Here is a 25,029-nt window from a genome sequence, read left to right as displayed (position 1 = left end):
ATATCAAAAGTTATAACCATTTTGAGAGAAGATAGCGATCGCTTTCAACAAATCCTGCTTTTTTATACACAGTCTGAGCATGGATATTCTTGCTTTCTACCTCTAGATGTAGCGCCTGAACACCTTGCTCTCGGCAAATTTGCTCTGCAAGCTGTAAACCCTGCTTTCCAATTCCTTGTCCTCGATACTTCTGTTGAATATAGAATTCATCGATGAATGCATCACGCCCACCATATTCTATACTGAAACCAAATGTGACAACTAAATAACCAATAATCTGTTTGTCTTGATGAATCAGGTAGATTTGACCATAGGAATTATTATTTAAAATAAGTTTTAAAGCTGAACGTGCAGCTTGCTCATCAAAAGACAAGTGTTCGTGTGCATAGAATTCATTCATCAACTTCAGCAGCGTTTCTATGCTAGAAATAGATGCAAGTGTGAATACTGTTTCCATTGTTTAAAATCACATAGTTAAATATATTGCAAAGATTTATGGCAGAGAATTTCGGCAACTCCCCTTTGAGCATAAACAAACTGGTATAGTCGAGTTTTATTATTAGCTCGCATTCTTGTGAAATATTGGTATTAATTGAAATAATATTCTTGGCTCTAAGCCCATATATATAGACGTAGCCACAAAGATATTAAAAGTTACTCTCGCAGTGCATAACCAACACCACGCACTGTATGAACTAAGCGTTTCTCGTTATTTTCTTCTAATTTCAAACGCAGATAACGAATGTAAACTTCGATAATATTAGAATCTCCCATAAAGTCGTAACCCCAAACTTTCTCTAAAATCTGATCTCTAGTAAATACTTGACGGGGATGACTTAGCAGGTACTCTAACAAATCAAATTCTTTTGCTGTTAATTCAATTGCGCGTTTACCTCGAAATACTTGACGAGTGCGACGATTTAAACTCAAGTCTTCAAACTGCAAAACATCTTCGTCTGTTTCTTGAGTGCGGCGAAGATGGGCGCGGATTCTGGCTAAAAGTTCCTCAATGCTAAAGGGTTTGACTACATAATCATCTGCACCAGCATCTAAACCAGCCACGCGATCGCTTACTTCATCTTTTGCAGTTAATAATATCACGGGGATAGAGTTACCCGTTGCCCGCAGCCGCCGACAAATTTCTACACCCGATAATCCTGGTAGCATCCAATCCAGCACCGCTAAATCTGGTGATGTGTCTCGCGCTAAGGTTAAACCCTCAATCCCATCATGGGCTACACTCACCTGATAGCCTTCGCTACTTAATTCTAATTCCACAAATCGCGCTAGTTTGACTTCATCTTCCACTACCAGGATATGTGCTGTCATGTTTTTTGCCTCAAGTAGCTAATATGATAATAAAAGTAACTTTTAAAAATAACTTTACTGTAATCGTTAGATGCTATAGAAAAATGAGTTTTTCCTGAAAATAGTTAGAGATTTTGATAAGAAAATTTGCTTTTGTGTTGCTATCAGGGACTTTCGGGGATTATTGCTAATAAAATTTTAGCTGAGAAAACTAATATTTAAATCTCAGAATAATTTCATTTAGCTGTCAGTATCATCTCATATTCATGAATCAATCTATTAATTACAAGCTCTTTCACGCTTTAGAGTTAATAGTTCATCTAAAAAATAGGTATTGATTCATGAAAGGATTTATTTTTGGTGCTTTATCTACTTTAATTCTAGCTACATCTGCTACAGCGATCGCCACACCTGCGCCATCTCAACAGCTAATTGCACAAGCGCAATCGCAAACAGGCTATACAATTAACGTTCCCCATATCACTGGCTCTGGCGTATCGAATAATACTCACTTTATTAGAGTTGCAGTAGATGGGATGTCTGTACAAGATTTAATGATTACTCTCCCCTACCAGATGGAACGTTTTGAGCAAGTTCAAATTAAGGATCAATCGGGTAGAGAAATTGCGGCTAAGACACAGAGTACAAAAGGGCGTTTAACAATTACCTTTGATCAACCTGTAACCCCTGGTAATTCTATAGAAGTGCAGTTTGCAGGGGTAAGAAACCGGATTTCTAGCGTGAGAACTCTACTTTACGGCGTGACTGCGCAAAGGATGGGATTGCAAGGGGATATTCCAGTGGGGACAGCAAGAATTGATCTTCCCGATCAAAGTTGAATAATTTTGTCAGTGGTCAGTGGTCAGTGGTCAGTGGTCAGTTGTTATTAACCAACAGTCAAGACTTCGACAAACTCAGTGCGGTGCGGTCAACAGTCAACAGTCAACGGTCAACAATCAACTATCAAAATTAAAAAACGCCTGGGAGTGTTGCCGTGTTTCCACCCCAGACGTTTTTTATCTTTAACTTGCTCCTCACACACTACTAGAAGATATCATTTGTCCAAAGATTTTACAAGTATGTTTGGTGACACTTGATAAAGTGTACTAGATACAGGAACAAATTTAGTGTAAAAAATGTCTTATACCTGTTAACACCATAACTAAACCTAATTCATTGGCAGCTTTGATAGAGTCTTGATCCCGCAGGCTTCCCCCTGGTTGGACAATGCCAGTAATTCCCGCATCTGCGGCGGCTCTCACGGTATCATCGAAGGGGAAAAAGCCATCGCTGGCGAGAAATGCGCCTTTGGCTAAGTCTCCGGCTTGTTCGAGGGCGATTTTGGCGGAACCGACACGGTTCATTTGTCCTGCGCCTACTCCTAGAGTAGCGCGATCGCGGCTGACAACAATGGCGTTGGATTTCACATGTTTGCAAACTTTCCACGCAAATAGCAATTCAGCTAATTCGCTGTCGCTGGGTTGGCGTTCGGTGGCAACTTTCCATTGCCTGGTGTCAGCAATGATATCATCTGAGGCTTGGACAAGAAAACCGCCTGCGATCGCTTTTACTGTTTCTTTGGGGCCGCTGTTTAAATCTGGTAATATCAATACCCGGACTTTAGATTTAGCTGCGAGAATCGCTTGCGCGTCACCTTCACAACCTGGTGCTACCACACATTCTAAAAAGGTTTTGGTTAATTCACTGGCTGTAGCTTCATCAATGGGACGGTTGAGGGCGACAATTCCCCCAAAAGCGGAAACAGCATCAGCATTAAACGCTTTTTCATAAGCTTCTTTGATGGTATCGCCTAAAGCTACGCCGCAGGGATTGGTGTGTTTGAGAATTGCTGCTGCGGGGGTATCTGTAAATTCAGTGATGATGCGTCGGGCGGCTTCTAAATCAACTAAGTTATTGTAACTGAGTTCTTTGCCTTGCAGCTTACTTGCCGCCGCCCAGCCTGTAGGTGTGCTACCTGTTTCATACCAAGCAGCGCTTTGATGGGGATTTTCGCCATAACGCAGAGATTGTACTTGCTTTCCAGCGAGGCTGTAATGCTGGGGTAAAGCCGATGCATCATTTTGGGCGGCGGTGAGATAAGATGCGATCGCTTGGTCGTAGCTAGCAGTATGTAAAAATCCTTTTAAAGCCGACTTTTGACGAAATTCTAGGGATGCTTCCCCATTATTTAGCCGTAATTCCTGTAAATATTCATCATACTGGACGGGATCGCATAATACTGTCAAATGAGCGAAATTTTTCGATGCAGCCCTTAACATCGCCGGGCCGCCAATATCGATTTGTTCAATAGCTTCTGGTAAACTTACCCCTGGTTTAGCAATAGTTTCTTCAAAAGGATAAAGATTGACAACTACCAAATCAATCGGACGAATTTGGTTATTTTCTAAATCTGTCAAATCTTGGGGAAAATCCTTACGTGCTAAAATCCCGCCATGAATTCGCGGATGTAGAGTTTTCACGCGCCCGCCTAAAATTTCTGGCGAACCTGTATAATCAGAGACTTTTGTCACTGGTATTCCCGCATCTTTGATTGCTTTAGCTGTACCTCCACTGCTAATTAAATCAAAGTTAAATTCTTCTACTAAGCTACGCGCCAGGTCAATTAATCCAGTTTTATTGGATACACTCAGCAAAGCCAAACGTGCCATAATTCCCCAGTTTCCTTTGGTACAAACATGAAGGCAGAAGAATATTTTACAAGCCAATGGTCAAGGCAGAAGGCAGGGGGCAGGGGGTAGTCTTGATGAAACAATTTTCATTGTCATGTATTAAAGGACAAGGGAGACAAGGGAGACAAGGGAGAAATCACTCTTTCAAGTTAGCCCCTTATGGGAAAAACCCACAACCAAATATGAAAATCTCTCTTCCCTAGCCCCTAGTCCCTATCCCCTATTTTCAAGTTAGAAGGAGAAAAAGTTTGACAGCAATCCTATTTTCTTGTTGCATACTTTTTAAGAGGATTTTTTGTTGTTAATTATTCCTAACAAGTGACCATTGTATAGACCAGATTAATCGCGTCTCTAAAAACATGACTCAAACTTTAGAAGTTATATCAATCCCCCCAGACTCAGATCAAGCACCATTAGGCTTAATCGTAACTTTACATGGTTGGGGTGCTAGTGCTGATGATGTGGCGGGTTTATTGCCTTATTTTGATTTGCCAGATTATCAGTTTGCCTTTCCCAATGCGCCTTACCCTTATCCTTATGCTGCCACAGGTAGGGCATGGTATGACCTGCGCTCAGAAAATATGTATCAAGGTTTAACTGAAAGCCGGCAAATACTCACAGATTGGTTGCTGTCTTTGGAAGGTGTCACAGGTGTACCTTTATCACGCACTATTTTAAGTGGATTCTCCCAAGGGGCGGCGATGACTTTGGATGTAGGATTAAACTTACCTCTAGCCGGTTTAGTGGCGATGAGTGGTTATTTACATCCTGAAGCTGGAAAAGTTGCTAAAGATACTTTTCCACCCACGTTAATTACTCATGGTAGAAAAGATGAAGTTGTCCCCTTATCGGCGGCGGTGAGGGCAAAAACTACCTTAGAAGCTTTGGGTGTTCCCTTGCAATATCAGGAGTTTGATATGGGTCATGAAATTAGTTTACAAATGTTAGAGCTGCTACGGAATTTTGTAATTAATGCAATTGAGTAGCCTTAGTTGCAATTTTTTTACAAAAGAACGTAGAAATCAGGAAAATTTTTACAAAATCCACACCATCTAATGAGTAAGATATATTGGGTGGCCGTGAAAAGCACAACCCGACCCATGCTGGGTGCGAATGCTGCAATAGGGAGGGGCAAGCATTATGAAAACTCTAAGCATTTCCAGAAAAGAAATTGCTGCCATGACTGTGACAGATGTTGAAGAGTTAGCTACACGTCTGGAGATGGATAATTATAGCAATGCTTTTGAGGGTTTGAATGATTGGCATCTACTGCGAGCGATCGCATTTCAGCGTCCGGAGTTAGTTGAACCCTATATCCACCTCTTAGACTTGGAACCCTACGATGAAGCTTAGATAAAGGATAAGGATAAAGTGTGAAGGATGAAAGTACTTTAATCTTATTTTCTCATCCTTAGCACCAATGCTAAATCCCAAATTATCAAAGGTTGTCATCGGTGTAGGCGGCGGTATCGCCGCCTATAAAGTCTGTGAACTGGTTTCACGGCTATTTCAATCTGGGGTAGAGGTGCGTGTAATTCTCACGAATTCAGCGCAAGCTTTTGTCACACCCCTGACTTTAGCTACTCTTTCTCGTCATAGCGCCTATACTGACGAGCTATTTTGGCAACCGGTTCACTCTCGCCCTTTGCATATAGAATTGGGTGAATGGGCAGATTTATTGGTAATTGCACCGCTAACAGCCAATACCTTAGCCAAGTTAACTCATGGGATGGCGGATAATTTACTCACTAATACTGTACTAGCTTCTACTTGTCCTGTATTGCTAGCGCCAGCAATGAACACAGATATGTGGGAACAGCTTGCAGTTCAGCGCAATTGGCAGCAACTATTGACAGATAGCCGATATCATGGTATTGGTACGGCATCGGGGTTATTAGCTTGCGATCGCGTCGGTGCGGGGAGAATGGCTGAACCCCCTGAAATTTTGGCTTATATTCAATCTTTATTGCACACTGGCGGTAAACGCGATTTAGTTGGGAAGCGGGTATTAATTAGTGCTGGAGGAACGCGAGAATTTCTCGATCCGGTGCGGTTTATTGGCAATCCTTCTACGGGAAAAATGGGACTAGCGTTAGCACAGGCGGCACTTCATCGCGGTGCTAATGTTACTTTAGTACATGGCCCGGCGAGTTGGAACGTACCTTTAGGGGTGCAAGCAATTCCTGTGATTAATGCAGAAGAAATGCAGCAGGTGATGCAGGAATATTTAACGAGTGCAGATATGATAGTCATGTCCGCAGCAGTGGCGGATGTTAAACCTAGAGATTATAGTACCGAGAAATTACCCAAGCGATCGCTTCCTGAATCTTTAGCTTTAGAATCTGTACCCGATATTGTCAGCGAACTAGCGAAAATGAAGCAGCCACATCAATGTTTGATTGGATTTGCGGCTCAAACTGGCGATATTGTAGCGCCTGCTTTAGATAAATTAAAGCGAAAAAACTTGGATGTAATTGTTGCAAATCCTATCGATAAAACTGATAGTGGTTTTGGTAGTGATAATAATCAAGCGATATTTTTAGATAAACAAGGAAAACAGTTAGAAATTCCCCCTTGTTCTAAATTGGAGATGGCACATCATTTATATGACTTTGCCCTGGGATAGCTAAATTAGCTGATTGTTTATCCAATCGAAATCAAACAATTATTTCAGGATAATTTAAAGTATTTTGCGCTATTTCTATCTAATGGTAGAATATCGAATTTTATACTAAAAATAGTTCCATCAATAGATAAATATTGGAATTATAAGCATTCTCTGCTATAAGTTTCCAGGCTTTTAGCTAATGTTTAGGCAAAATACATTAACTAGTAAGTATATTCGCAATATTGGCGGATTATTTGACTGTATACACCTATTTTTAGATTATCTATGCTTGGTTAAATGTTGCCATTGACACAGTGAATATTAATAATTCTTTTAACCGTTTTCTTCTGTAATTCAGTATTTGCAAAGTATGGATGTTGTTGCTTGATTTTTAAAATGATACTAGGATAAAAAACTACTACTTTTGATAAAAAATTACTTAATGATGTGTTTCTTTAGAGTAGTTAACTTAATCTCTATAATTGTTAGGTTAATAACTGGTGAGAGCAAACATTAAATGAATGCTTGTTAATCCTTTGTAATCTCAGGAGATTATTGATATGGTAGAAAGCAGCCAGACTTTTAACAATCAAGGTGGAAATGTTGACCGCACAGCAACAGGTCAATCTTATCCAGGTTCAACTAACATTAACCAAGATGCTGGCACCTTTGGTGACCAATATAGCGATCGCGCAGCAACAGGTCAATCTTCTCAGGGTTCAACTAATATCAACAGAGGTAGTGGAGTCTCTGGAACTGGATATAGTGGGACAACAGGTAGTCAATCCTATCCAGGTTCAACCAACATCAACCAAGGTACTGGAGTATCAACAGATATAAATCCTCCAAAAACTACACCTCAATCTGATAATCGTTCAGAAAATAGAGGTATGAATCCGATGTTAACGAGGGCACTTATAGGCGGAATTATTGGTGCTACTGTAGGTGCTTTAGCTGGTAGAAGAATCGGTTTAGGCTTGAATATTGCTGCAAAAGGAATAGCAGAAGCATCAAAGACTATTGGTGAAGGCCTAGGTCAAACAGCTAGAGGTTTAGGTGAAGCAGCTAAGAGTGTTGCTGAAGGCGCTTCTCAAGCTGTTGTTGGTGGAACTTTAGATACCGCAGAGGGTGTTGTAGAGGGTGTCAAACAAACCGCTTCTGGTGCATTAGACGCCGTCCAAAATACAGCGCAAGGTGTAAGTCAGGTTGTCCAAGCTAGTGCAAACATCGCCAAAGATGCAGCGCAAAATGTTACTGATGTCGCAAGACAAACTACAATGGGTACTCTAGACGCCATCCAAAATACAGCACAAAGTGCTAACCAAACTGTGCAAGGTGCAGCAGATTCAACTAAGGATAAAGTTAATAACTTCCAGCCATCTGGAAATCAGGGATATCAATCTCCAGGACAGATGACAGGTAACCAACAGAATATGAACGAAGGTGTTACAGATCAAGTAAATCCTGAGTCGATGTTCTACATTTCATCCCCAGAACAAGCAGAGGGATTAATTATTACTTCAGTCACCTTAACAGAGATGGAAAACCAAGCAAATTCTCTAGAAGATAATTCACTCGAAGAAGAAATTGCTCGCCTTGACTGACTGTTAGGTGAAAATCTCTCATATCCTGAATCAAACCCAGATTTTATTGATGATAATTTCATCAATAATGGCTGAATAATTAATCCTTATGGATAAGTATTCCTAAGTTATACCAATTTTAAAAAAGAATGCGACAAATAGATAGTGATACCCAACATATATAAAGCGTTGGGGTGTTGGCTTGAGGAAAGAAACCAACTTAAATCTGTAACGATAATTCTTCAAATTGGTATTATCAATGCTTAGGAATACTTACAGCTTATTTCAGGTAAATGAGGTACGCGCTTCGGGGCATGGCAGTGCCAGCGCCCCTACAATTAACGATAATCTGTACCTCACTAACTTGCAATCTGCTGTAATAAATACACTTCAATTTCTTGGAGAATAAAGGAGCAAATAACTATGAATGGAAACCAGCAGCTTTTAGATAAGTCTGATAATAATCTTGATTTTTCTTCAGAAAAATCTGAGAATTATACAACAGATAACGGCAGTAATAATTTAGCAAAAATAGCGCTGGGAGCCATTGTAGGCGGTACATTGGGCGCAGTAGCTGTTGCTTTAACTATTAAGGGTACAGCCGAAAGAATTAACCAAACTATTCAAAGTTTCGGAAATACGGTAAAAGGCGCAGCTAAGGGTGTTGATAATACAGTTCAAGGTGTGGGAACAGCAATTAAGACTGTAGCTGATGGTGTTAATTACACTGCTAAAGATGTAGGAGATGCAATTCAAGTTTCTGCTGAGAGTGTTAACAATACTGTCATCAATACAGTAGATGTGGTGAAAAGTACAGCAGTTAAAATTAATGACACTGTTCAAGATACAGTAGATACTGTTAAAGATAAAGCTGTCGATGTCAAAGACAGTGTTGAAGATGCAGCGAATATGAGCAATAGTGAAAGTCAGAATAGCAACGTATCTAACGATCCAGCAACCTACTTGTTAATTCCTGTAGACAAACAATTGTGATTTTTACTCATAACAATTCAATAAGCTATTCTGCTTTTAAGTTACACAATTAATCGTGAGGGTTGTTAAATGTTGACGGTTGACTGTTGACAGTTGACTGTCAACAGCCCTGATTAGTAGTTATATAATCTGCTATTATTGGTGAAATAAATTTCACTTGATAGGCAAAATAATTTGTACAGATGTTCCCTCTTTCAAGACACTTTTAATATTAATTTGCCCGCCATGAAATTGAATTATTTGTTGAGCTATTGCTAATCCTAAACCAAAGCCGCCAGTTTTACGCGATCGCTTTTTATCAACTCGATAAAATCTCTCAAAAATATAAGGTAAATCTTCTGCGGGAATGCCGATTCCATTATCGATAATTTTGATAATAGCCCAATGTGATTGTTTAAATAAACTTAACTCAACTTGACCGCCAGCAGGAGTATATTTACAAGCATTAGTCAGGATATTAATAACTGCTTGCCGGAGTAAATTAGGTTCGCCCAGGATATTTATAGTATAATTTGGTAGGTGAGAAACTAAACTTAGATGTTGTGCATCCGCTTGGGTGAGATAATCATCTGTTATTTTTAAAAGTAAATTATTGATGTCAATTTCTTGTAAAAATTCTTTGGGTAATTGACTTTGATTTCGTGCTAAAAATAGGAGATCGTTGACTAAAGTACTCATAGATTTAGCAATATCAAAAATTTTGTGGAAGCGTTGACGCTGGATCTCCAAAGCAGTAGAGTTAGAAAGAAAGCCGTATTGAGCATTGCTAATAATTGCAGTCAGAGGCGATCGCAATTCGTGAGAAGCATCGGCGGTAAATCTTTGCAAACTATCGTAACTGTGGCGAATTGGTTGCATTGCTAACCCCCCCAACCACCAACCAGTCAGCGCCACTATACCTAAGGTAATCGGGACGGAAATAGCCAAAACTAGCCGGAATTCTGCTAAAGCGGTTTCGGTTGCTGTCATTGGCATTGCTGCTTGCAAATAACCAATCAATACACCATCCTGATACACTGGTAAGGTTACTTGACGCAGCCAAACTTTGCTATCAGTTTTGATGGTATCAAATCCACCAGAGACTAAAAGGCGATCGCTCGGAATTGTACCAAAAAATTGTACTAGTTGCTTTTGGCGATCATACCAAGCTGCATATACCAGTTGACTCTCTGGTAATGGTAGTACCATACTGCCTAATAATGGTACATGTTCTAAGTCTACTTGTTGCTGTCCATTATGCTGCTCTAACTTAACATTTGCAGCCATAACAATGGTTTTTTTATATAGTAATCTATCCAATTCTTCCAATTCATCAATGACTTCCGAGTAATAAACTACCGCCGCAAATATAATTAAAATACTCCCCATTGTCAGGGTAAACCAATTTGCAAGATTGCGACGGCTGCGATTAAACATAATTAGTCAGTTGTCAGTTGTCAGTTGTCAGTTGTTAGTTGTTAGTTGTTAATAGCTATAGCAATCCTAAATAATGGGTGAAATATTACAAGCAGGTTTGTTGAATTTTAACGGTGAACAGTCAACAGTCAACAGTCAACAGTCAACAGTCAAAACTGATATTTTTAGCAACTGAAATAGAATTGACATAATACTTTTGATTGTTAATTTAATTTTGGTGATTGAGGCGATAACCCATACCATAAACTGTTTTTACCCAGTCTTCTGCATCTAATATCTGTAAACGTTGGCGCAATTTGCGTACTAGCACTGTTAAAGCGTTGCTTTCTGGTTCCATACCGCATTCCCATAAAGATTCTTCAATTTGGTTGCGCGTTAAAACTTGATTGGGGTGACGCATCAAATATTCCAGTAATTGCGCTTCACGGGGAGATAATTCTACTTTGATTTGATTTCGTTCTACAATTAATTCAGCTAAATGCAATTGTAAATCGGCTATCCGTAAGCTATCACCCTGCCAATTAGGAACTCTTCTTCCTAAAGCGCGTACTCTTGCTAATAATTCCACTAAATCAGCAGGTTTTACTAAATAATCATCTGCACCAGCATCTAAACCCATAACTTTGTCAGGTATGGTGTCTTTAGCAGTTAACATTAACACTGGTGAATTTTTCCCAGATAGACGATACTGGCGACATAAATTTAAGCCGCTAATTGTGGGTAACATCCAATCCACAATCAATAAATCGTAATCTTTTTGGGAAATTAGCCACTGCGCAATTTCTCCATCTTCCGCCGCATCGACTATATAGCCAGCTTCTGAGAGAATACCTTGTAGTGGTTCTAATTGTTCAATGTCGTCTTCTACTAGTAAAATTCGCATAAAACTTTTGAGCTTCCAGCTTTGTAATCAAATTGTCTAATCTTTTTTAAAATTACAAAAGCTAACTATATTTATGTTTTCTATCTAATTTGATATTCTCAATGTTATTTTATTTACGTAATTAAATATATCTATCGATAGATAGAATAATTTATATCTAATTCAATACGGTTCAGTCAGCATCAAAAATCTTAAAATACGTAGGTTGGCTTGAGGAACGAAACCCAACATTTCCGGTGGCTACAATTTATCCCTAACTGAACTGTATTTATCTATAAACATAAAACAAAATTTTATAATAAAAAAATGCTCGCAATCCGCCGACAATTTTTCTTATTTCTCCTATCTTTTCTATTAATAGGATTTGTTTTCTGGGCTGGTGGCGATTTAGTGACACAGCAATTATTAAGCCTCTCTTATCGAACGCCAGATAAATTACAAGCTGATACCCTTCCTCAAGTATTGCTAACCTTGAATTTTAAAGTAATTAATTTGCAAATCAAGCCAGAGGATAAATCTACTAAAGTTATCATCAAAACGAGCAATTCTCTCTTGAAAAGCTTAGAATTAGAAATTCCTAACTCGCAAGATACTGAAATAGCGATCGCTCAACAATTAGGATTATCTTCTCAAGTCAAAAAAATAGCGGTAAATCAGCGATTGAATATGGAATTTCGGCTGAATTTAATTGCAATTAAAGCCGCAGTTATTCAAGAGCAAGGTTTTAGTTATGTTGATGTTATAACAGCTAATAATTCTGTGACAAAGCTGCATTTTGTACTACCAACAGCAGATGTTAAAAGTCTAGAAGTCAAGATTGCACAATTATTAAATTTATCTCGCGAAGATGTGAGGAAGCTGATAAGTTATCAAGTTAAAACTCAATCTCTTTTGACACCACAACCTAAACAACGCACGCAAACAGAGAAAGACGCTACAACTGAAAAAATCTCTATGAATAATTGAAATGCTAAGGGTGCTGTAGCTAATCCCCAAATTAGGGAAATTGTCCCACTAACCAATGCAGTAATGCGATTAATTTCATCTTTAGTTTTCAATCCTAAAAATAAAATTCCTAAGCCAATTAACAATAATACTAAGCTACCCATACATTTATTCCTTAGTTAACAGACAAAGTGCAATCAATATTGATTTACAGTGATATACCAATTCTTTATGAGGTTGCATAGAATTTGATCCCCCCTAGCCCCCCTTAAAAAGGGGGGAACTAGAATCAAAGTCCCCCTTAAAAAGGGGGATTTAGGGGGATCTAGATATATGCAACTTCATATTAAATTAGTATTACCAGTATTATAACTTAAATCTAGTATATATTTATATCAGTATTTATTTTGTCACTTTCTATTCACATTCTTTTTATAAATTGAATATACATGAGATTTTCGTTGATTGCCAATAAATCAACTGGCTATTATATGCATTTCTCATGAATAACTTACAGAATATGAGGAAATAAATTGTCTTAGAGGTAAATAATATGACACAAAATATATCGGCAAATTTAAATAATAATTTAAATTTGAATAAAAACAACATATCCAGAATCAGTTTAAGAAGTGAAAAGCGCGATTCTGAAAATTCAATCGGTGAGAATACAAGGGCGGCATTCAATACAGAGCCATCAATAATTTTACTTCCTTGTTTATTGTTATTAATGGGCTGGATAGTTATTATTCATAAGCGCTATTTGGTGGCAGAAGCTAAACAAATCAAAGAGTTAGAAAACTCTCCATGTAAAGATTGCCGATTTTTTGTAAACAACAAATATCTTAATTGTGCGGTAAATCCTTCGATTGTTTTAACCAAAGCTGCTATTGATTGTCGCGATTATGACGCTTTGGGAAATAGGAAAAAAGTTAATTTATGCAAAGAGAGTAAGTAATTTTAATAGGACTTACGCACAAACTACGGAAGAATCGAACCGCAAAGACACGAAGAACACGAAGAAATAAGAGTTTTAAAGGTATTTTGCGTAAGTCCTGTTTAATTTAAATAATATTGACGGTACATCAGTATATTCTAGAGGGCATGGCAAGAATTATGAATTATGAATTATGAATTATGAATTAGGTGTTTATATTTGATTACGCAATTTGTTTTTAGAACAAATGCGATAGCCAAAAACAACAAAGCGTAGCTATACAGCCGCTTATTGTAAGACATCGACATTTTTGAGCAAGTAATCTACCTTTTTACCTGCGGAAAATACTAAAATGGGTGCGTGATTTACCGAAATGAGTAGGCGATATACCTTTTCACTTGCGGAAAACACCAAAATGAGTGCGCGATTTACCGAAATGAGTCAGCGATAAAGCTTTTTGAGTAGGTGAAATGGTATTTCACTTGCGGAAAACACAATAATGAGAACTCGTTAAGGCTTAACGAGAAGGTGAAATGGCTTTTTGCTTACTGAAAACAGGAAAATGAGTACTTGATTTTGATAAATTAGAAAGCGATCGCCTTTTTTGTTTACAAAAAATTTAAAAATCAGTCTTGAATATGTGTAAATGATAAAGTTGGCGCATTTTCAGCGATTTGTTGGGTTTCACTTCGTTCAACCCAACCTACATTTATCTAAATATCTTCAAAATCTTGAGTCTACTTTAGTAGACTTTGGCTATTAGCCTTGGAATTTATTCCCAGGCGGATGACAAAGCTAAGACAAAGGCTATTTTTAGCTTAAGTTGACACCAATGGGCATTGCCATGCCCTTACTATTATCTATCTGCTGTAATATGCATTAATTATCAATTAATTCAGAGGATCGAAACGATTGACTAGAATGGCGACTAAAATCATTGGCAAGCCGATAATTAAGCAAATTAGCCATTGAGTTAAATTCAATGGAGCAGTAGAAAATAAACTATTCATTATATTCCATTGGCTAAAAATAATCTGCAAAATTATGGTAGTAGCGATACCAAAACCAATGGCAGATGCATCACTAAATTTTTGTTTAAATCCGCGAACTTTATTAATTAATGCAATTCCTAATTGACTAATGCTTAAAAGATAAAAAATTCTGCCTGCGACTAAAGCCTGAATTGCCATTGTTCGAGCTAAATCGGTATTGCCTGTAGTTTGCTGTATCCATTCAAATACACCAAAAATTAAAATCCAGTTGAAGATAGAAATTGCCAGAATACGTTTGACTAAACTTTGAGAAAGTAAGGGTTCGCGGGGGCTGCGCGGTGATTGTTGCATTACCCGTTGGGATTTGGGTTCAAAGGCTAAAGGTACAGTCATGGCAATGGAATTCACCATATTTAACCACAAAACTTGTAAAGATAAAATGGGTAATTCTCTAGCAAATAAGACACTAATTAAAATCGTCATCGATTCGCCACCATTAACAGGTAGGATAAAGGCGATCGCTTTTAATAAATTTCGATAAACAGTGCGCCCTTCCTCAACCGCAGCTTCGATGGAAGCGAAGTTATCATCAGTCAAAATCATATCTGCGGCTTCTTTAGCTACCTCTGTACCTGCACCTCCCATCGCAATCCCAATATCTGCTTGTTTGAGGGCTGGTGCATCGTTGACACCATCCCCTGTCATGGCTACAACTTCGCCTTTCGATTGCAATGCTTCGACAATGCGCAGTTTTTGTTCTGGTGCAACCCTAGCAAATACTACCCCATCTTCTATGGCTGTAGTTAGTTGAGAATTATCCATATTAGCTAGTTCCCTACCTGTAAAGGCGAGAACTTCACCATTTTTATTTAAGCCCATACTTTGAGCGATCGCTTTTGCTGTCGCTGCATGATCGCCTGTGATCATTTTCACCTGAATACCAGCATTCTGACAAGCTGCTACTGCTTTGATAGCTTCGGTTCTCGGTGGATCGATCATTCCTTGTAATCCTAAGAAAACCAAATCATTCTCGATATCTGCATGGTTGATTGAATTTTGTTCATTGGCTAGAGATTTTTTGGCAAAAGCTAGTACCCGTAAGCCAAAATTCGCCATTACATCTACTTCTTGATGGATGATTTCTGGATTTATTGCGATCGCTTTTCCTTCAGTATCTAACATCTGCTGACAACGTTGGAGAATCGCCTCTACCGAACCTTTAACATAAACCGTTCTCACGCTGGAAGAGTTTTTCTGACTTCTATTTTCATGCAAAGTCGCCATGTATTGAAACTCAGACTCAAAGGGAATTGCATCTAGTCTGGGCATTTCTGTTTCTAAATTATGGCGATGCAACCCCACTTTATCAGCTACAACAATCAATCCGCCCTCTGTGGGATCGCCTACAACCTGCCATTCTCCTTCCTTTTGTTCGAGGTGCGAATCATTACATAACAATCCAGCTTTCAAACATTCTGTTAAAACCGGGAAATCCTGCCCATTTATCGGCTGTTCATCGCATAAAATTTCCCCTTCCGGCGCATATCCCGCACCAGTAACAGTGTATTGTTCGCCACCTGCATAAATGGCTTGTACAGTCATCTGGTTTTCGGTAAGCGTACCAGTTTTATCAGAACAAATAACTGTAGCACCGCCGAGAGTTTCTACTGCGGGTAACTTCCGCACGATCGCATGTCTTCGTGCCATGCGGGAAACCCCGATGGCTAATGTCACTGTTACTACTGCTGGCAAGCCTTCAGGAATCGCACTCACAGCAAAAGCCACAGCCGCCTCAAACATACTTGCCCAAGAATTGCCATATCCCAACCCCACGGCAAACGTCAGCGCTGCTATACCCAGGATGATGTATAACAAGTTGCGGCTAAATTTATCAAATTTTCGGGTTAAAGGAGTTTTTAAGCTGGTTCCTTGCTCAATCAATTGAGAGATACGCCCGGTTTCCGTTTCCTCGCCAATCGCTACTACAATTCCCTTAGCAGTGCCAAAAGTAACAAAGCTACCAGCGTAAGCCATATTGCTGCGTTCAGCTAAAGGTGCATCAGCGTCAAGAGGTTCGATATTTTTTTCAATCGCCACCGATTCACCAGTCAGCGCTGACTCATTAACTTGGAGATTCCGCGATTGTACAAGACGCAAATCGGCGGGAACTTTATCGCCAGAAGTCAGGAGTACTAAATCTCCCGGTACTAACTCTGTTGAAGGAACTTGTAACTTTTGATTGTTGCGCAGAATAGTTGCATTAGTTTGTACTGAAGAAGCCAAAGCTGCGATCGCACTTTCAGCTTTCGATTCTTGAATAAAACCGATTATCGCATTAATTAAGGTAACACCCCAAATTACCCAAGCGTTTACCCACTGTCCGATTAAAGCTTTAATTGCACCCGCAACCAGCAAAATGTACAGCAACGGTTGGTTAAATTGCAACAGAAATCTTAGTATTGGGTTAGTTCCAGATTTCGCCTGAAGTTCATTTGCACCAAAACGTTCTCGTCGTTTCACCACCTCATCTGAAGTTAAACCTGTTTGTAGATTTGTATCTAAATGTTGCGCCACCTTTGATGCTGGTAGATGATGCCATTCATTTGGCGGCATAATTTCTTCAGATGTTGCCGTCATTTGGTTACCTCAATATTGATTACCCAAGCAGCAACATTATGAAAAATAAATGTGATAGAAAAGTGACTAAGGATTTATAGGCACATCGCTGCTATAGTACCTAAAAGTTTTCGTTGATCTATTATGTTGACGTTTACCCAACGTAAACCGCCCAATCCTGATGCTGTAGTTAGCTTTACCCTTCCTCTAACTGCGGAAGAACGCACCCGCAGTCGTCACCGCTTTGAAACAGAAGATGGGAAAGTTGTATTTTTGCGTTTACCGAGAGGTACGGTATTGCAAGATGGGGATATTCTCGAAGATGAAAGCCAAAGTCATTTAATTAAAATTACGGCGAAACCCGAACCGGTTTTGACAGTTTTCGCCCAAACACCACAGTTACTACTCAGGGCAGCTTACCATTTAGGCAATCGTCATGTCCCTGTAGAAATCACAATTAACTATTTACGCTTATCCACAGACTCAGTTTTACAAACAATGTTAGAACAACTGGGGCTGGAAATTAAAGCAGAAATTTTACCTTTTCAGCCAGAACAGGGAGCTTATGGACATCATGCTCACTGATAGTTCTTTTTTATCAATTTTACAGTTAACTAGTCCCGCTTTACCTGTGGGAGCATATAGTTATTCTGAGGGTTTAGAAACTCTGGTTGAACAAGGTATCATTGTCAATCAGCAAAATCTTCAAGGATGGTTAACTTCACAACTGCGTTATGGTGCTATCAAAATAGAGGCGGCGGTGATGGTTCGCGCTTATAAATCGGTGAAAATGGGTGATTTAGAGGCTTTAGCATATTGGAATCGCTGGTTATCTGCGGCTAGGGAAACCGAAGAGTTACGCACCTCTAGCTGGCAAATGGGGCGATCGCTGATCCAATTACTTGGTAAACTACAACCAGAGATTTTATCTATTACTAATAATATTGGTAATCAGTGCAATTATGCGATCGCTTTTGGCATTGCTGCGGCTCATTGGCAAATAGATATCAAAGCTGCTTTACTAGGATATCTGCATAGTTGGGCTAGTAATTTAATTACTGCTGGTGTAAAAATTATACCTTTAGGGCAAACTGCGGGACAGATGTTATTACTGGATTTGCAAGAATTACTGAGTGTTGTGGGGGTAGAAATTTTAGCTTTAGAGGATGATGATCTTGCCTGTTGTACTTGGGGCTTGTCTTTAGCTAGTATGCAACATGAAACGCAGTATACAAGGTTATTTAGGAGTTAGTGAACCGCCAAGACGCCAAGGACGCCAAGGAAGAGAGGGGACAAGGAGGAAAGATACCCCATGCCCAATGCCCAATGCCCAATGCCCAATGCCCAATGAATGACAAATGACAAACAATACATTTAGAGTAGGGGTTGCTGGCCCTGTAGGTTCTGGGAAGACTGCGTTAGTAGATGCTTTGTGTAAGGCGCTACGGGAGCAGTATCAGATTGCGGTGGTGACGAATGATATATATACTCAGGAGGATGCACAGTTTTTGGTGCGTTCCCAGGCTTTAGCAAGCGATCGCATTTTGGGTGTCGAGACTGGCGGTTGTCCCCACACCGCAATCCGCGAAGATGCATCGATGAATTTAGCTGCAATTGAACAGTTAGAACAGCGATTTTCTAACTTAGATTTAGTCTTTTTAGAAAGTGGCGGCGATAATTTAGCAGCTACATTCAGCCCAGAATTAGTAGATTTAACAATTTACGTTATTGATGTCGCGGCTGGTGATAAAATTCCTCGCAAAGGCGGGCCGGGAATTACTAAATCTGATTTATTAGTAATTAACAAAATCGACCTTGCACCCTACGTTGGCGCAGATTTAAATGTCATGGAACGCGATGCAAAAAAAATGCGCGGCGATAAACCCTTTATTTTCACAAACTTAAAAACCCAACAAGGACTCACAGAAGTAATCGAATTTGTTAGCAAACATATTTAAAACCCAATACAGTTACAGTATTTTTCATATATTTAGACCACATTCTGAAGTATTCCATTCCTTATCTAAAATTATTTTCTTCCTATCTATTTCTTCGTGTACTTCGTGTCTTCGTGGTTCCTTTCCCTTAAAATTGCTGTAAGTTAAGCATCGATTTTTTCTACTATTTCTTCTCTCTGCGTTCTTGGCGTCTTGGCGGTTCAATAAATTAAGGATTTAGGAAATTTTTGCGTAAGTTTTGACATTGAATAACAGATAAATATTTACTCCTCCACTCTTCTCTGCGCCTCTGCGCCTCTGCGTGAGCAAAAAATTAATTTGACATAAAAAACCGGGGTAGCCCCCGGTAGTTATAAATTGATTACGGTTGAATTCTAATTGTCAAAATCACCGTAGTTGTCAGCGTCTTTGGTGCTACCCAAGTCAAGAGCGATCGCCTGATCGTATCAATGATTGTTTCTTCCTTAAAAGTAGACAACTGCTCATCAAGCACCACCTGTCTGACTCGTCCTTTATTTACTTGTAAATCAAAAACTAAATCACCATTAAAACTAGTCACAAACTGCACAGATTGTAAATGTTGAGTCAGTAGAGCAATCATCTGTTGATCCAATCCTGACACACTCAAAATTTGCGGATGACAAACAGGAGCAATTGCTGATAGTTTGCCTTTTAAATCTTCTAACTCTGCATCATAATTTGCTCCACCGGGAACCGCAGATTCAGCTTCCTTTTTAGCCCTTTTTCTTTCTACTTTTGGTAACTCTGTTTGCTCAAAATAAGGCATCGCTGTTGTTGGCATTGCAGCCATTGGCGGAGGAGGAGACATCGGCGCTGGAGATGGTAGCGCCACAGGTTGCATTCTTGCTTGTGTTAAAAACTCAGCTGCATCAGACTGAACACTCAACATTGTTGGCGCAGCGCTACCAAATATTCCCTCATAGCTGATACCTTCCGGCATTTCCACAGGTACTTGCACAGATATAGAAGCCTCAGCAGGATTAACTCGGACATCATCACTCACAGCAATAAAAGCGGTGTACTGCGATAAAAGTTGATAAGTCAGCGCAGTATCCGTCACTGCTTCCACCCCGGATTTAGTTTCCCCATTCATCATCTGATTCATCAAATCCTTGATGCGGGAACGTCCCCAAAGTTGAGCAACAGCAGGATTACCCGTTTCAAAATTCACATTAAAAGTTTGTTGATAGCGCGTACCACCCGCAACAATCCCGCTAACATGCAGTTTACCCGCACGACTATCTGATTTGCGCCCAAATAGTACTAACGGCTGTTCCGCAAATAAATCAGGAGGTGTAGAAGGATACATTACTGGCGCTACACCATCACCTTCCCATTGCAAATTAATGTTGGCGAGAACCGGATTATTAATAGCATGGAAGAATTTGTTCACCACTTCATCAACTGGTTCATCGTGGCGAATCACGCGAGAAATACCCCTTCCTAATTCCGCAATGCGATTGAGTAAGAAGCGATTCACTGAACTACCAGCACCAAAGCTGTGGAGGCGAGTTCCTGGTTTCAGATGACGTTGTACTTCTGCTAATATGTGGTTTTCGTTGCCAATATAGCCATCAGTCAACAGTACAATACTGCGCAACCGTCCGGGATCTGTTACTGGGAAGTTTAACACAGTGCGTATACCGCGTAACATTTCCGTTCCGCCACCTGCGTTTAATCGATTGATGTAATTAATAGCTAAAGTGCGATTCTGTGAAGTATTGGGGAGAGGAACAGGCGAAAGTTGCTGAGTGGTATCAGAGAAATCAATAATACTAAAAGTGTCATGAGGATTGAGTCCATTGATAAATCGCCGCATCAATTCCTGACATTGCATTAATGGTGCGCCACTTTGAGAACCAGATCTATCAATCAAAAACACCATATCCTTAGGAACCAGCTGTTCTGGACGATACTGGAGAGCCGGAATCAGGTATAGTGCAAAGTGTCCCCCACGTTCATCCGCTTGGGTGAGAATGCTTGCTTGAGTGCGATCGCCTGCGACTTGGTAACGTAAAATCAAGTCTTTATTGGGAATTGTATCGCCACCCCCCAGTTTTACCAGTACGCGCTGTTGTGCGTAGGAAATTTGGATTTGATGAGAAGGCGACTTCACATCGTGAATTTCCACACCTGCATCAATTTCTACCGTCACATTAATATCATGACGCGATCGCATCCCCGCAGGCAAAATCGGCGCATTCAACCGCGAAGCATCTGGTACTAAATCCGTATCTTGATTAGACATCATCGGGAAAGAAGCCGAACCACCGCCAACTGCATTTTCCTCAATAGTCGTTCCTGGAATATAACGCGGCCCCACCACCATCGGAAAGACAAATTCGTAATTCCCACCCTCAAATTTCAGACTATCCGAGTAGCGAATAATCACATCAATTTGCTCACCAGGTTTAATATTAGCCAGAGATTGAGTAAAAATATTGTCCCGTTCCTGTTCCAGTAACCCCGCAGTGCGTCCTTGTTGCTTCGCTTGTTCGTAAATTTGCTGTGCTTCTTGGCGCTTTTTGATACTGCCTTTAATAGTTTTATCGCCAATGCGAATCAACATATCATCAACAGCCGCTTCATCCGGTAACGGGAAAATATAAACAGCTTCTAGGGTAGTCGTAAAAGGATTTTCAAAACTTTGGGTAACTTCCACCCGCGAGATATTACCTGTAACCTTAGCTTGTACTTCCGTGTGCTTCAGGGGAAAAGCAATTTGCTGTTGGTTAGCAGTTTGAACATATAAGCCACCAGCTTGGCGTTCTAGAATTTGAGTCATATTAGTAACCTTACGCTATTGTTTTCTACATTCAGCGTAGGTCTGTTTCTCTAGCAGAAGTGCTCAGTTTTGTGCTCACCTCATGCTCAGTCATTAGTTCAGTGTGAAATTCTGCTGTTCCCTGATGTATAGCAATCCTAAATCATTGGTGAAATTTACTAATGCTCTGTTTTTTCTCTTATCCTTGGCGTCCTTGGCGTCTTCTCTGCGAGACGCTACGCGAAGGCGGTTCATTAAAAAAATATTTTCACAACTCAGATAAGATTGCTATATAAATTTCAAAATTAGCTAGATTCATGCCAATTTTTCGGAGAAAATATATTAAATATCCTGCGTATAAAATTAAGTAGAATTTAGTTATGAAAATTGTTCAAGAAGTTTCTTTAATTAGTGTAGGAAGTTTTGAAGAATCAAATGATTGGTCAATTATTCGTAGTGAAATCCGTGATGCTATTTCTTTAATTGTGCATCCTCCTGGTACATCCAGTTTTACAATCAATCCCACAAAGCATGGTAATGGTGTAAAACCCATTAAAGAAGCTTGCACGATCGCATTAAAAGATAGATATGCATGGAATCTAGAAACTCGCATTCAATATGCGACTAAATCACCAGGAAAGGTTGATGCTACTAAAGTAATTGATAATCATCTGTTTGCTCTTGAGTGGGAAACTGGCAATATTTCTTCTAGCCATCGCTCAATCAATAAAATGCTGCTTGGATTAATACGGGGTGTTTTTCTTGGCGCTGCTTTAGTACTCCCAAGTAGGAAACTTTATCCTTACTTAACAGATAGAATTGGTAATTACGAAGAATTAGAACCTTACTTTGATGTTTGGCGTGCAGTGCAGCTACAAGAAGGGTTTTTGGCAATCTTTGTCATTGAACACGATCTCGTGGATAGCAATGTACCAACACTTGCTAAAGGCACAGATGGCCGTGCATTGATTTAGCTATGTTGAGAAGGGAATTGTTAATTGTTTTGATACAGTTGTTTTGCGTTGCTTTGATTTTTTGCTTCCCCTTGCAGATTCCCATTGTTCTACAATTCCGTTAGCCAAATCGGTCAATCGTTCTACTGCTGGATCTGTATCTCCAATTTCACAACCAATCCAGTAACGTTGTAGTTTTTCTGCTGCATAAAATGTAGTCCCAGATCCGCCAAATGGATCGACTACAATTTGTCCGGGATTAGAGACCATTGCAATAATTCGCTCTAACATAATGGGTGCAAGTTCGTTGGGAACTCGTTTTTTGTGCTGGCGATGGCGAACTGGTGGAATATCTGTCCACATTTCTTCTGTTAATGTCCATAAAATTTCATTGGAGTCAGCTTCCGAAGCCTCTTCCCAAACATCTTCTGGCGCATCCCAAACATCCATTAAATTAATACCCTGTTCGTTAAGTTTTTTGCGATGTCCGCCATAGTCACGAATTTCTCCACCGCAATGTCGGCAAACTTGAATGGGTGTGTAAACTTTATTAAAAACTGCTGGTTCCCCTTTGGTGTAATAAAGTAGTCCGTAGTGAGCAGGTGACATCTTCTTACCTCTGGGAAAGGCTTTCGGCATTCTACAAGCAATCCAATGGCGAAACCACATTCCCTGACGATTCAGGTATGCACCATACTCTATGCACCATTTGGGCAAGTTGAAGATAAATAAACTACCACCGGGTTTCAGTACTCTAATGCTTTCACTCAGCCACTTTTGTGACCAGATTAAATATTGATCGGGAGCAATGCGATCGCTTACTCCTTCACCATATTCTTTCCCCAAATTAAAAGGTGGATCGGCAAATACAACATCTACAGACTCATTAGGTAATGCTGACAAAAGTTTCAAACAATCGCCCTGATACAGGATTCCATACTCACTCTTGTACACCTGTTGCAATCCTTGTTGAGTAGCAACATCAGTCGCAATCAGTTGAAAAGGGAGCATCGATTTCACCTTTAGTACGTTTGTATAGTTTGAGTGTAAAAACTCTGTTGTCAATTGTCAACAGAGTTTATTTTCATAGTGGTACTGCGGGGTTGATAAGGTTTTCCCGTAGGCTGATTTTTATATCTGTCTACTTCCGCAGTTTCTATGTAGTAATAACGCCCCAGTTTACAAGCTATGATCTGACCATTTTTAATTAACTCGTGTACTCGCTGACGAGTTACACCAAGTAACTGCGCAGTTTCGGCTACAGAGAGTAAATCAGAACTGTTGTTATCAGCAGAATCCGTCATAAGGTAAAGTCTAAAATAATTAACAACAGTGTTGCAGACTCCTACCAATTTGAAAAATAATGCGCCGCCTTTGATATCAAACCACACCCACCTGAAACACCTTACCAATCACCTCTTCTACAGGCGGTTCAGTTACCTTTAAATCCACAACTTCCAAATCCGCCAAAATCCGCGACACTGTTTGCGTCAGCACCTCTTGCGGAACTAAAAAACTCACACTCCGCCCTTCTAAAAGCTGAACTTCACCATAAATTGCGAGTTTTTCTGGCGGTAAACATTGGGCTAACTCAACATGAATTTCTCGGTAAGGTGCGAAACGTTCTAAAAGTTCATCCAAACTGCCATCGTACATCAGCGTTCCTTGATGAATCAACAACACCCGTTGACATAAAGCCGTAATGTCAGCCATGTAATGACTAGTCAACAGTACAGTTGCTTGATAACGCTGATTGTACTCCCGTAAAAAATCCCGGACTCCCGCTTGCGCATTCACATCTAATCCTAAGGTAGGTTCATCCAAAAACAATACCTGGGGACGGTGTAAAAGTGCGGCTAAAAGTTCCGCTTTCATCCGTTCGCCTAAAGACAGTTTTCGCACTGGTTGGTTAAGCTTTCCTCCCAGAGACAGCATTTCGGATAATTCGCCAACTCGCTGTTTAAATTCGCGCTCTGGGATATTGTAAACAGCAGCGTTAATTCTCAAAGAATCTAAAGCAGGTAAATCCCAAATCAACTGCTGCTTTTGTCCCATCACCAAAGTAATCTTTTGTAAAAAAGCTTCTTGGCGATGAAAGGGAATTTGTCCCGCGACTCTCACCTTCCCGCTAGAAGGGTGAATCAATCCCGTCAGCATTTTTAGGGTGGTAGTTTTCCCTGCACCATTCGGCCCTAAAAAACCGACTACTTCCCCAGTAGCGATTTCAAAGGAAACATCTTGAACTGCTTTAATAGAACGGTAGGTGCGGCGGAAAAAGTGGGTAAGAGTTCCTTTAATTCCCGGTTCTTTTACCGCTACAGGATAAAATTTGCTGAGGTTTTCAGCCACAATTATCGGCATA

At 39.9% G+C, this 25,029-nt stretch carries 23 protein-coding genes; 13 read left to right on the top strand and 10 right to left on the bottom strand.

Going from position 1 to position 25,029, the window contains the following annotated elements; all coding sequences use genetic code 11:
* Nucleotides 1–10: 10 nt before the first annotated feature.
* Complete coding sequence (locus AACW45_RS10645; protein ID WP_190632951.1) at nucleotides 11–457, bottom strand: GNAT family N-acetyltransferase; 447 nt, start codon at nucleotides 455–457, stop codon at nucleotides 11–13.
* 197 nt (nucleotides 458–654) lie between these two features.
* A complete protein-coding gene (locus tag AACW45_RS10640; protein ID WP_096645538.1) occupies nucleotides 655–1,329 on the bottom strand; it encodes a response regulator transcription factor in 675 nt (224 codons plus the stop codon).
* 320 nt (nucleotides 1,330–1,649) lie between these two features.
* Between AACW45_RS10640 and AACW45_RS10635 the strand changes: the two genes are divergently transcribed.
* On the top strand, nucleotides 1,650–2,147 hold the full coding sequence (locus AACW45_RS10635) for a DUF2808 domain-containing protein (protein WP_190632950.1): 498 nt from the start codon (nucleotides 1,650–1,652) through the stop codon (nucleotides 2,145–2,147).
* 285 nt (nucleotides 2,148–2,432) lie between these two features.
* Here AACW45_RS10635 and purH read toward each other — a convergent pair whose 3' ends face one another.
* Nucleotides 2,433–3,977: a bifunctional phosphoribosylaminoimidazolecarboxamide formyltransferase/IMP cyclohydrolase gene (gene purH / locus AACW45_RS10630; protein WP_190632949.1), complete on the bottom strand. Its 1,545-nt coding sequence runs from the start codon at nucleotides 3,975–3,977 to the stop codon at nucleotides 2,433–2,435.
* 380 nt (nucleotides 3,978–4,357) lie between these two features.
* Here purH and AACW45_RS10625 point away from each other — a divergent pair, with 380 nt between their 5' ends.
* From AACW45_RS10625 to AACW45_RS10605, 5 genes are all read left to right on the top strand, one after another.
* On the top strand, nucleotides 4,358–4,984 hold the full coding sequence (locus AACW45_RS10625; protein ID WP_190632948.1) for an alpha/beta hydrolase: 627 nt from the start codon (nucleotides 4,358–4,360) through the stop codon (nucleotides 4,982–4,984).
* 154 nt (nucleotides 4,985–5,138) lie between these two features.
* Nucleotides 5,139–5,351 (top strand): protein IsiD, encoded by a 213-nt coding sequence (gene isiD, locus AACW45_RS10620; protein WP_096645534.1) that lies wholly within the window; start codon nucleotides 5,139–5,141, stop codon nucleotides 5,349–5,351.
* 67 nt (nucleotides 5,352–5,418) lie between these two features.
* A complete protein-coding gene (coaBC, locus tag AACW45_RS10615; protein WP_190632947.1) occupies nucleotides 5,419–6,624 on the top strand; it encodes a bifunctional phosphopantothenoylcysteine decarboxylase/phosphopantothenate--cysteine ligase CoaBC in 1,206 nt (401 codons plus the stop codon).
* Between the two features lie 542 nt (nucleotides 6,625–7,166).
* A complete protein-coding gene (locus AACW45_RS10610; RefSeq protein ID WP_190632946.1) occupies nucleotides 7,167–8,210 on the top strand; it encodes a hypothetical protein in 1,044 nt (347 codons plus the stop codon).
* Between the two features lie 402 nt (nucleotides 8,211–8,612).
* A complete protein-coding gene (locus AACW45_RS10605; RefSeq protein WP_190632945.1) occupies nucleotides 8,613–9,182 on the top strand; it encodes a hypothetical protein in 570 nt (189 codons plus the stop codon).
* 153 nt (nucleotides 9,183–9,335) lie between these two features.
* On the opposite strand, the gene AACW45_RS10600 is transcribed toward AACW45_RS10605, so the two are convergent.
* Nucleotides 9,336–10,598 carry a sensor histidine kinase gene (locus AACW45_RS10600; protein WP_190632944.1) on the bottom strand — a complete coding sequence of 421 codons (1,263 nt, stop codon included), beginning with the start codon at nucleotides 10,596–10,598 and terminating at the stop codon, nucleotides 9,336–9,338.
* Between the two features lie 208 nt (nucleotides 10,599–10,806).
* Nucleotides 10,807–11,481 (bottom strand): two-component system response regulator RppA, encoded by a 675-nt coding sequence (rppA, locus tag AACW45_RS10595; protein WP_190632943.1) that lies wholly within the window; start codon nucleotides 11,479–11,481, stop codon nucleotides 10,807–10,809.
* A gap of 306 nt (nucleotides 11,482–11,787) precedes the next feature.
* On the opposite strand from rppA, the gene AACW45_RS10590 reads away from it, so the two are divergent.
* Nucleotides 11,788–12,447: a hypothetical protein gene (locus tag AACW45_RS10590; RefSeq protein ID WP_190632942.1), complete on the top strand. Its 660-nt coding sequence runs from the start codon at nucleotides 11,788–11,790 to the stop codon at nucleotides 12,445–12,447.
* Nucleotides 12,448–12,979: 532 nt separating this feature from the next.
* The gene (locus AACW45_RS10585) at nucleotides 12,980–13,384 is read left to right on the top strand and encodes a hypothetical protein (protein WP_190632941.1); all 405 of its coding nucleotides are present in this window, start codon (nucleotides 12,980–12,982) and stop codon (nucleotides 13,382–13,384) included.
* Between the two features lie 869 nt (nucleotides 13,385–14,253).
* Here the strand turns inward: AACW45_RS10585 and AACW45_RS10580 are convergent.
* On the bottom strand, nucleotides 14,254–16,992 hold the full coding sequence (locus AACW45_RS10580) for a cation-translocating P-type ATPase (protein ID WP_190632940.1): 2,739 nt from the start codon (nucleotides 16,990–16,992) through the stop codon (nucleotides 14,254–14,256).
* A gap of 123 nt (nucleotides 16,993–17,115) precedes the next feature.
* Between AACW45_RS10580 and ureE the strand changes: the two genes are divergently transcribed.
* The 4 genes from ureE to ureG are packed head-to-tail and all read left to right on the top strand — an operon-like array spanning nucleotide 17,116 to nucleotide 18,929.
* Nucleotides 17,116–17,556 (top strand): urease accessory protein UreE, encoded by a 441-nt coding sequence (gene ureE, locus AACW45_RS10575; RefSeq protein ID WP_190632939.1) that lies wholly within the window; start codon nucleotides 17,116–17,118, stop codon nucleotides 17,554–17,556.
* The gene (locus AACW45_RS10570; RefSeq protein ID WP_190632938.1) at nucleotides 17,537–18,223 is read left to right on the top strand and encodes an urease accessory protein UreF; all 687 of its coding nucleotides are present in this window, start codon (nucleotides 17,537–17,539) and stop codon (nucleotides 18,221–18,223) included. The genes ureE and AACW45_RS10570 overlap by 20 nt, the downstream gene beginning before the upstream one ends.
* Nucleotides 18,189–18,326, top strand: coding sequence for a hypothetical protein (locus tag AACW45_RS10565; RefSeq protein WP_190632937.1), 138 nt, complete (start codon nucleotides 18,189–18,191; stop codon nucleotides 18,324–18,326). The genes AACW45_RS10570 and AACW45_RS10565 overlap by 35 nt, the downstream gene beginning before the upstream one ends.
* 3 nt (nucleotides 18,327–18,329) lie before the next feature.
* A complete protein-coding gene (ureG, locus tag AACW45_RS10560) occupies nucleotides 18,330–18,929 on the top strand; it encodes an urease accessory protein UreG (RefSeq protein ID WP_190632936.1) in 600 nt (199 codons plus the stop codon).
* 361 nt (nucleotides 18,930–19,290) lie between these two features.
* On the opposite strand, the gene AACW45_RS10555 is transcribed toward ureG, so the two are convergent.
* Nucleotides 19,291–21,735: a VIT domain-containing protein gene (locus AACW45_RS10555; protein WP_190632935.1), complete on the bottom strand. Its 2,445-nt coding sequence runs from the start codon at nucleotides 21,733–21,735 to the stop codon at nucleotides 19,291–19,293.
* Nucleotides 21,736–22,094: 359 nt separating this feature from the next.
* Between AACW45_RS10555 and AACW45_RS10550 the strand changes: the two genes are divergently transcribed.
* Nucleotides 22,095–22,688, top strand: coding sequence for a restriction endonuclease (locus AACW45_RS10550; protein ID WP_190632934.1), 594 nt, complete (start codon nucleotides 22,095–22,097; stop codon nucleotides 22,686–22,688).
* On the opposite strand, the gene AACW45_RS10545 is transcribed toward AACW45_RS10550, so the two are convergent.
* The 3 genes from AACW45_RS10545 to AACW45_RS10535 form a co-directional block, all read right to left on the bottom strand.
* On the bottom strand, nucleotides 22,689–23,678 hold the full coding sequence (locus tag AACW45_RS10545; protein ID WP_190632933.1) for a DNA-methyltransferase: 990 nt from the start codon (nucleotides 23,676–23,678) through the stop codon (nucleotides 22,689–22,691).
* 50 nt (nucleotides 23,679–23,728) lie between these two features.
* The gene (locus AACW45_RS10540) at nucleotides 23,729–23,971 is read right to left on the bottom strand and encodes a helix-turn-helix domain-containing protein (RefSeq protein ID WP_190632932.1); all 243 of its coding nucleotides are present in this window, start codon (nucleotides 23,969–23,971) and stop codon (nucleotides 23,729–23,731) included.
* 76 nt (nucleotides 23,972–24,047) lie between these two features.
* Nucleotides 24,048–25,028, bottom strand: coding sequence for an ABC transporter ATP-binding protein (locus AACW45_RS10535; RefSeq protein WP_190632931.1), 981 nt, complete (start codon nucleotides 25,026–25,028; stop codon nucleotides 24,048–24,050).
* Between the last annotated feature and the right edge of the window lies 1 nt (nucleotide 25,029).

The sequence above is a fragment of the Calothrix sp. FACHB-168 genome, from assembly GCF_963889195.1.
GTDB classification, from domain to species: Bacteria; Cyanobacteriota; Cyanobacteriia; order Cyanobacteriales; family Nostocaceae; genus Aulosira; species Aulosira anomala_A.
The sequence above is the reverse complement of the archived record's forward strand: the minus strand, read 5'-3'. Positions and strand labels throughout refer to the sequence as shown.

Coding starts and splice junctions, on each gene's coding strand:
- purH (WP_190632949.1), bottom strand. CDS start 3,977: ATGGCACGTTTGGCTTTGCTGAGTGTATCCAATAAAACTGGATTAATT.
- ureE (WP_190632939.1), top strand. CDS start 17,116: ATGTTGACGTTTACCCAACGTAAACCGCCCAATCCTGATGCTGTAGTT.
- ureG (WP_190632936.1), top strand. CDS start 18,330: ATGACAAACAATACATTTAGAGTAGGGGTTGCTGGCCCTGTAGGTTCT.
- AACW45_RS10540 (WP_190632932.1), bottom strand. CDS start 23,971: ATGACGGATTCTGCTGATAACAACAGTTCTGATTTACTCTCTGTAGCC.
- AACW45_RS10600 (WP_190632944.1), bottom strand. CDS start 10,598: ATGTTTAATCGCAGCCGTCGCAATCTTGCAAATTGGTTTACCCTGACA.
- AACW45_RS10640 (WP_096645538.1), bottom strand. CDS start 1,329: ATGACAGCACATATCCTGGTAGTGGAAGATGAAGTCAAACTAGCGCGA.
- AACW45_RS10590 (WP_190632942.1), top strand. CDS start 11,788: ATGCTCGCAATCCGCCGACAATTTTTCTTATTTCTCCTATCTTTTCTA.
- AACW45_RS10610 (WP_190632946.1), top strand. CDS start 7,167: ATGGTAGAAAGCAGCCAGACTTTTAACAATCAAGGTGGAAATGTTGAC.
- AACW45_RS10605 (WP_190632945.1), top strand. CDS start 8,613: ATGAATGGAAACCAGCAGCTTTTAGATAAGTCTGATAATAATCTTGAT.
- AACW45_RS10545 (WP_190632933.1), bottom strand. CDS start 23,678: ATGCTCCCTTTTCAACTGATTGCGACTGATGTTGCTACTCAACAAGGA.
- AACW45_RS10635 (WP_190632950.1), top strand. CDS start 1,650: ATGAAAGGATTTATTTTTGGTGCTTTATCTACTTTAATTCTAGCTACA.
- AACW45_RS10555 (WP_190632935.1), bottom strand. CDS start 21,735: ATGACTCAAATTCTAGAACGCCAAGCTGGTGGCTTATATGTTCAAACT.
- coaBC (WP_190632947.1), top strand. CDS start 5,419: ATGCTAAATCCCAAATTATCAAAGGTTGTCATCGGTGTAGGCGGCGGT.
- rppA (WP_190632943.1), bottom strand. CDS start 11,481: ATGCGAATTTTACTAGTAGAAGACGACATTGAACAATTAGAACCACTA.
- AACW45_RS10565 (WP_190632937.1), top strand. CDS start 18,189: ATGAAACGCAGTATACAAGGTTATTTAGGAGTTAGTGAACCGCCAAGA.
- AACW45_RS10580 (WP_190632940.1), bottom strand. CDS start 16,992: ATGACGGCAACATCTGAAGAAATTATGCCGCCAAATGAATGGCATCAT.
- AACW45_RS10550 (WP_190632934.1), top strand. CDS start 22,095: ATGAAAATTGTTCAAGAAGTTTCTTTAATTAGTGTAGGAAGTTTTGAA.
- AACW45_RS10585 (WP_190632941.1), top strand. CDS start 12,980: ATGACACAAAATATATCGGCAAATTTAAATAATAATTTAAATTTGAAT.
- AACW45_RS10570 (WP_190632938.1), top strand. CDS start 17,537: ATGGACATCATGCTCACTGATAGTTCTTTTTTATCAATTTTACAGTTA.
- isiD (WP_096645534.1), top strand. CDS start 5,139: ATGAAAACTCTAAGCATTTCCAGAAAAGAAATTGCTGCCATGACTGTG.
- AACW45_RS10645 (WP_190632951.1), bottom strand. CDS start 457: ATGGAAACAGTATTCACACTTGCATCTATTTCTAGCATAGAAACGCTG.
- AACW45_RS10535 (WP_190632931.1), bottom strand. CDS start 25,028: ATGCCGATAATTGTGGCTGAAAACCTCAGCAAATTTTATCCTGTAGCG.
- AACW45_RS10625 (WP_190632948.1), top strand. CDS start 4,358: ATGACTCAAACTTTAGAAGTTATATCAATCCCCCCAGACTCAGATCAA.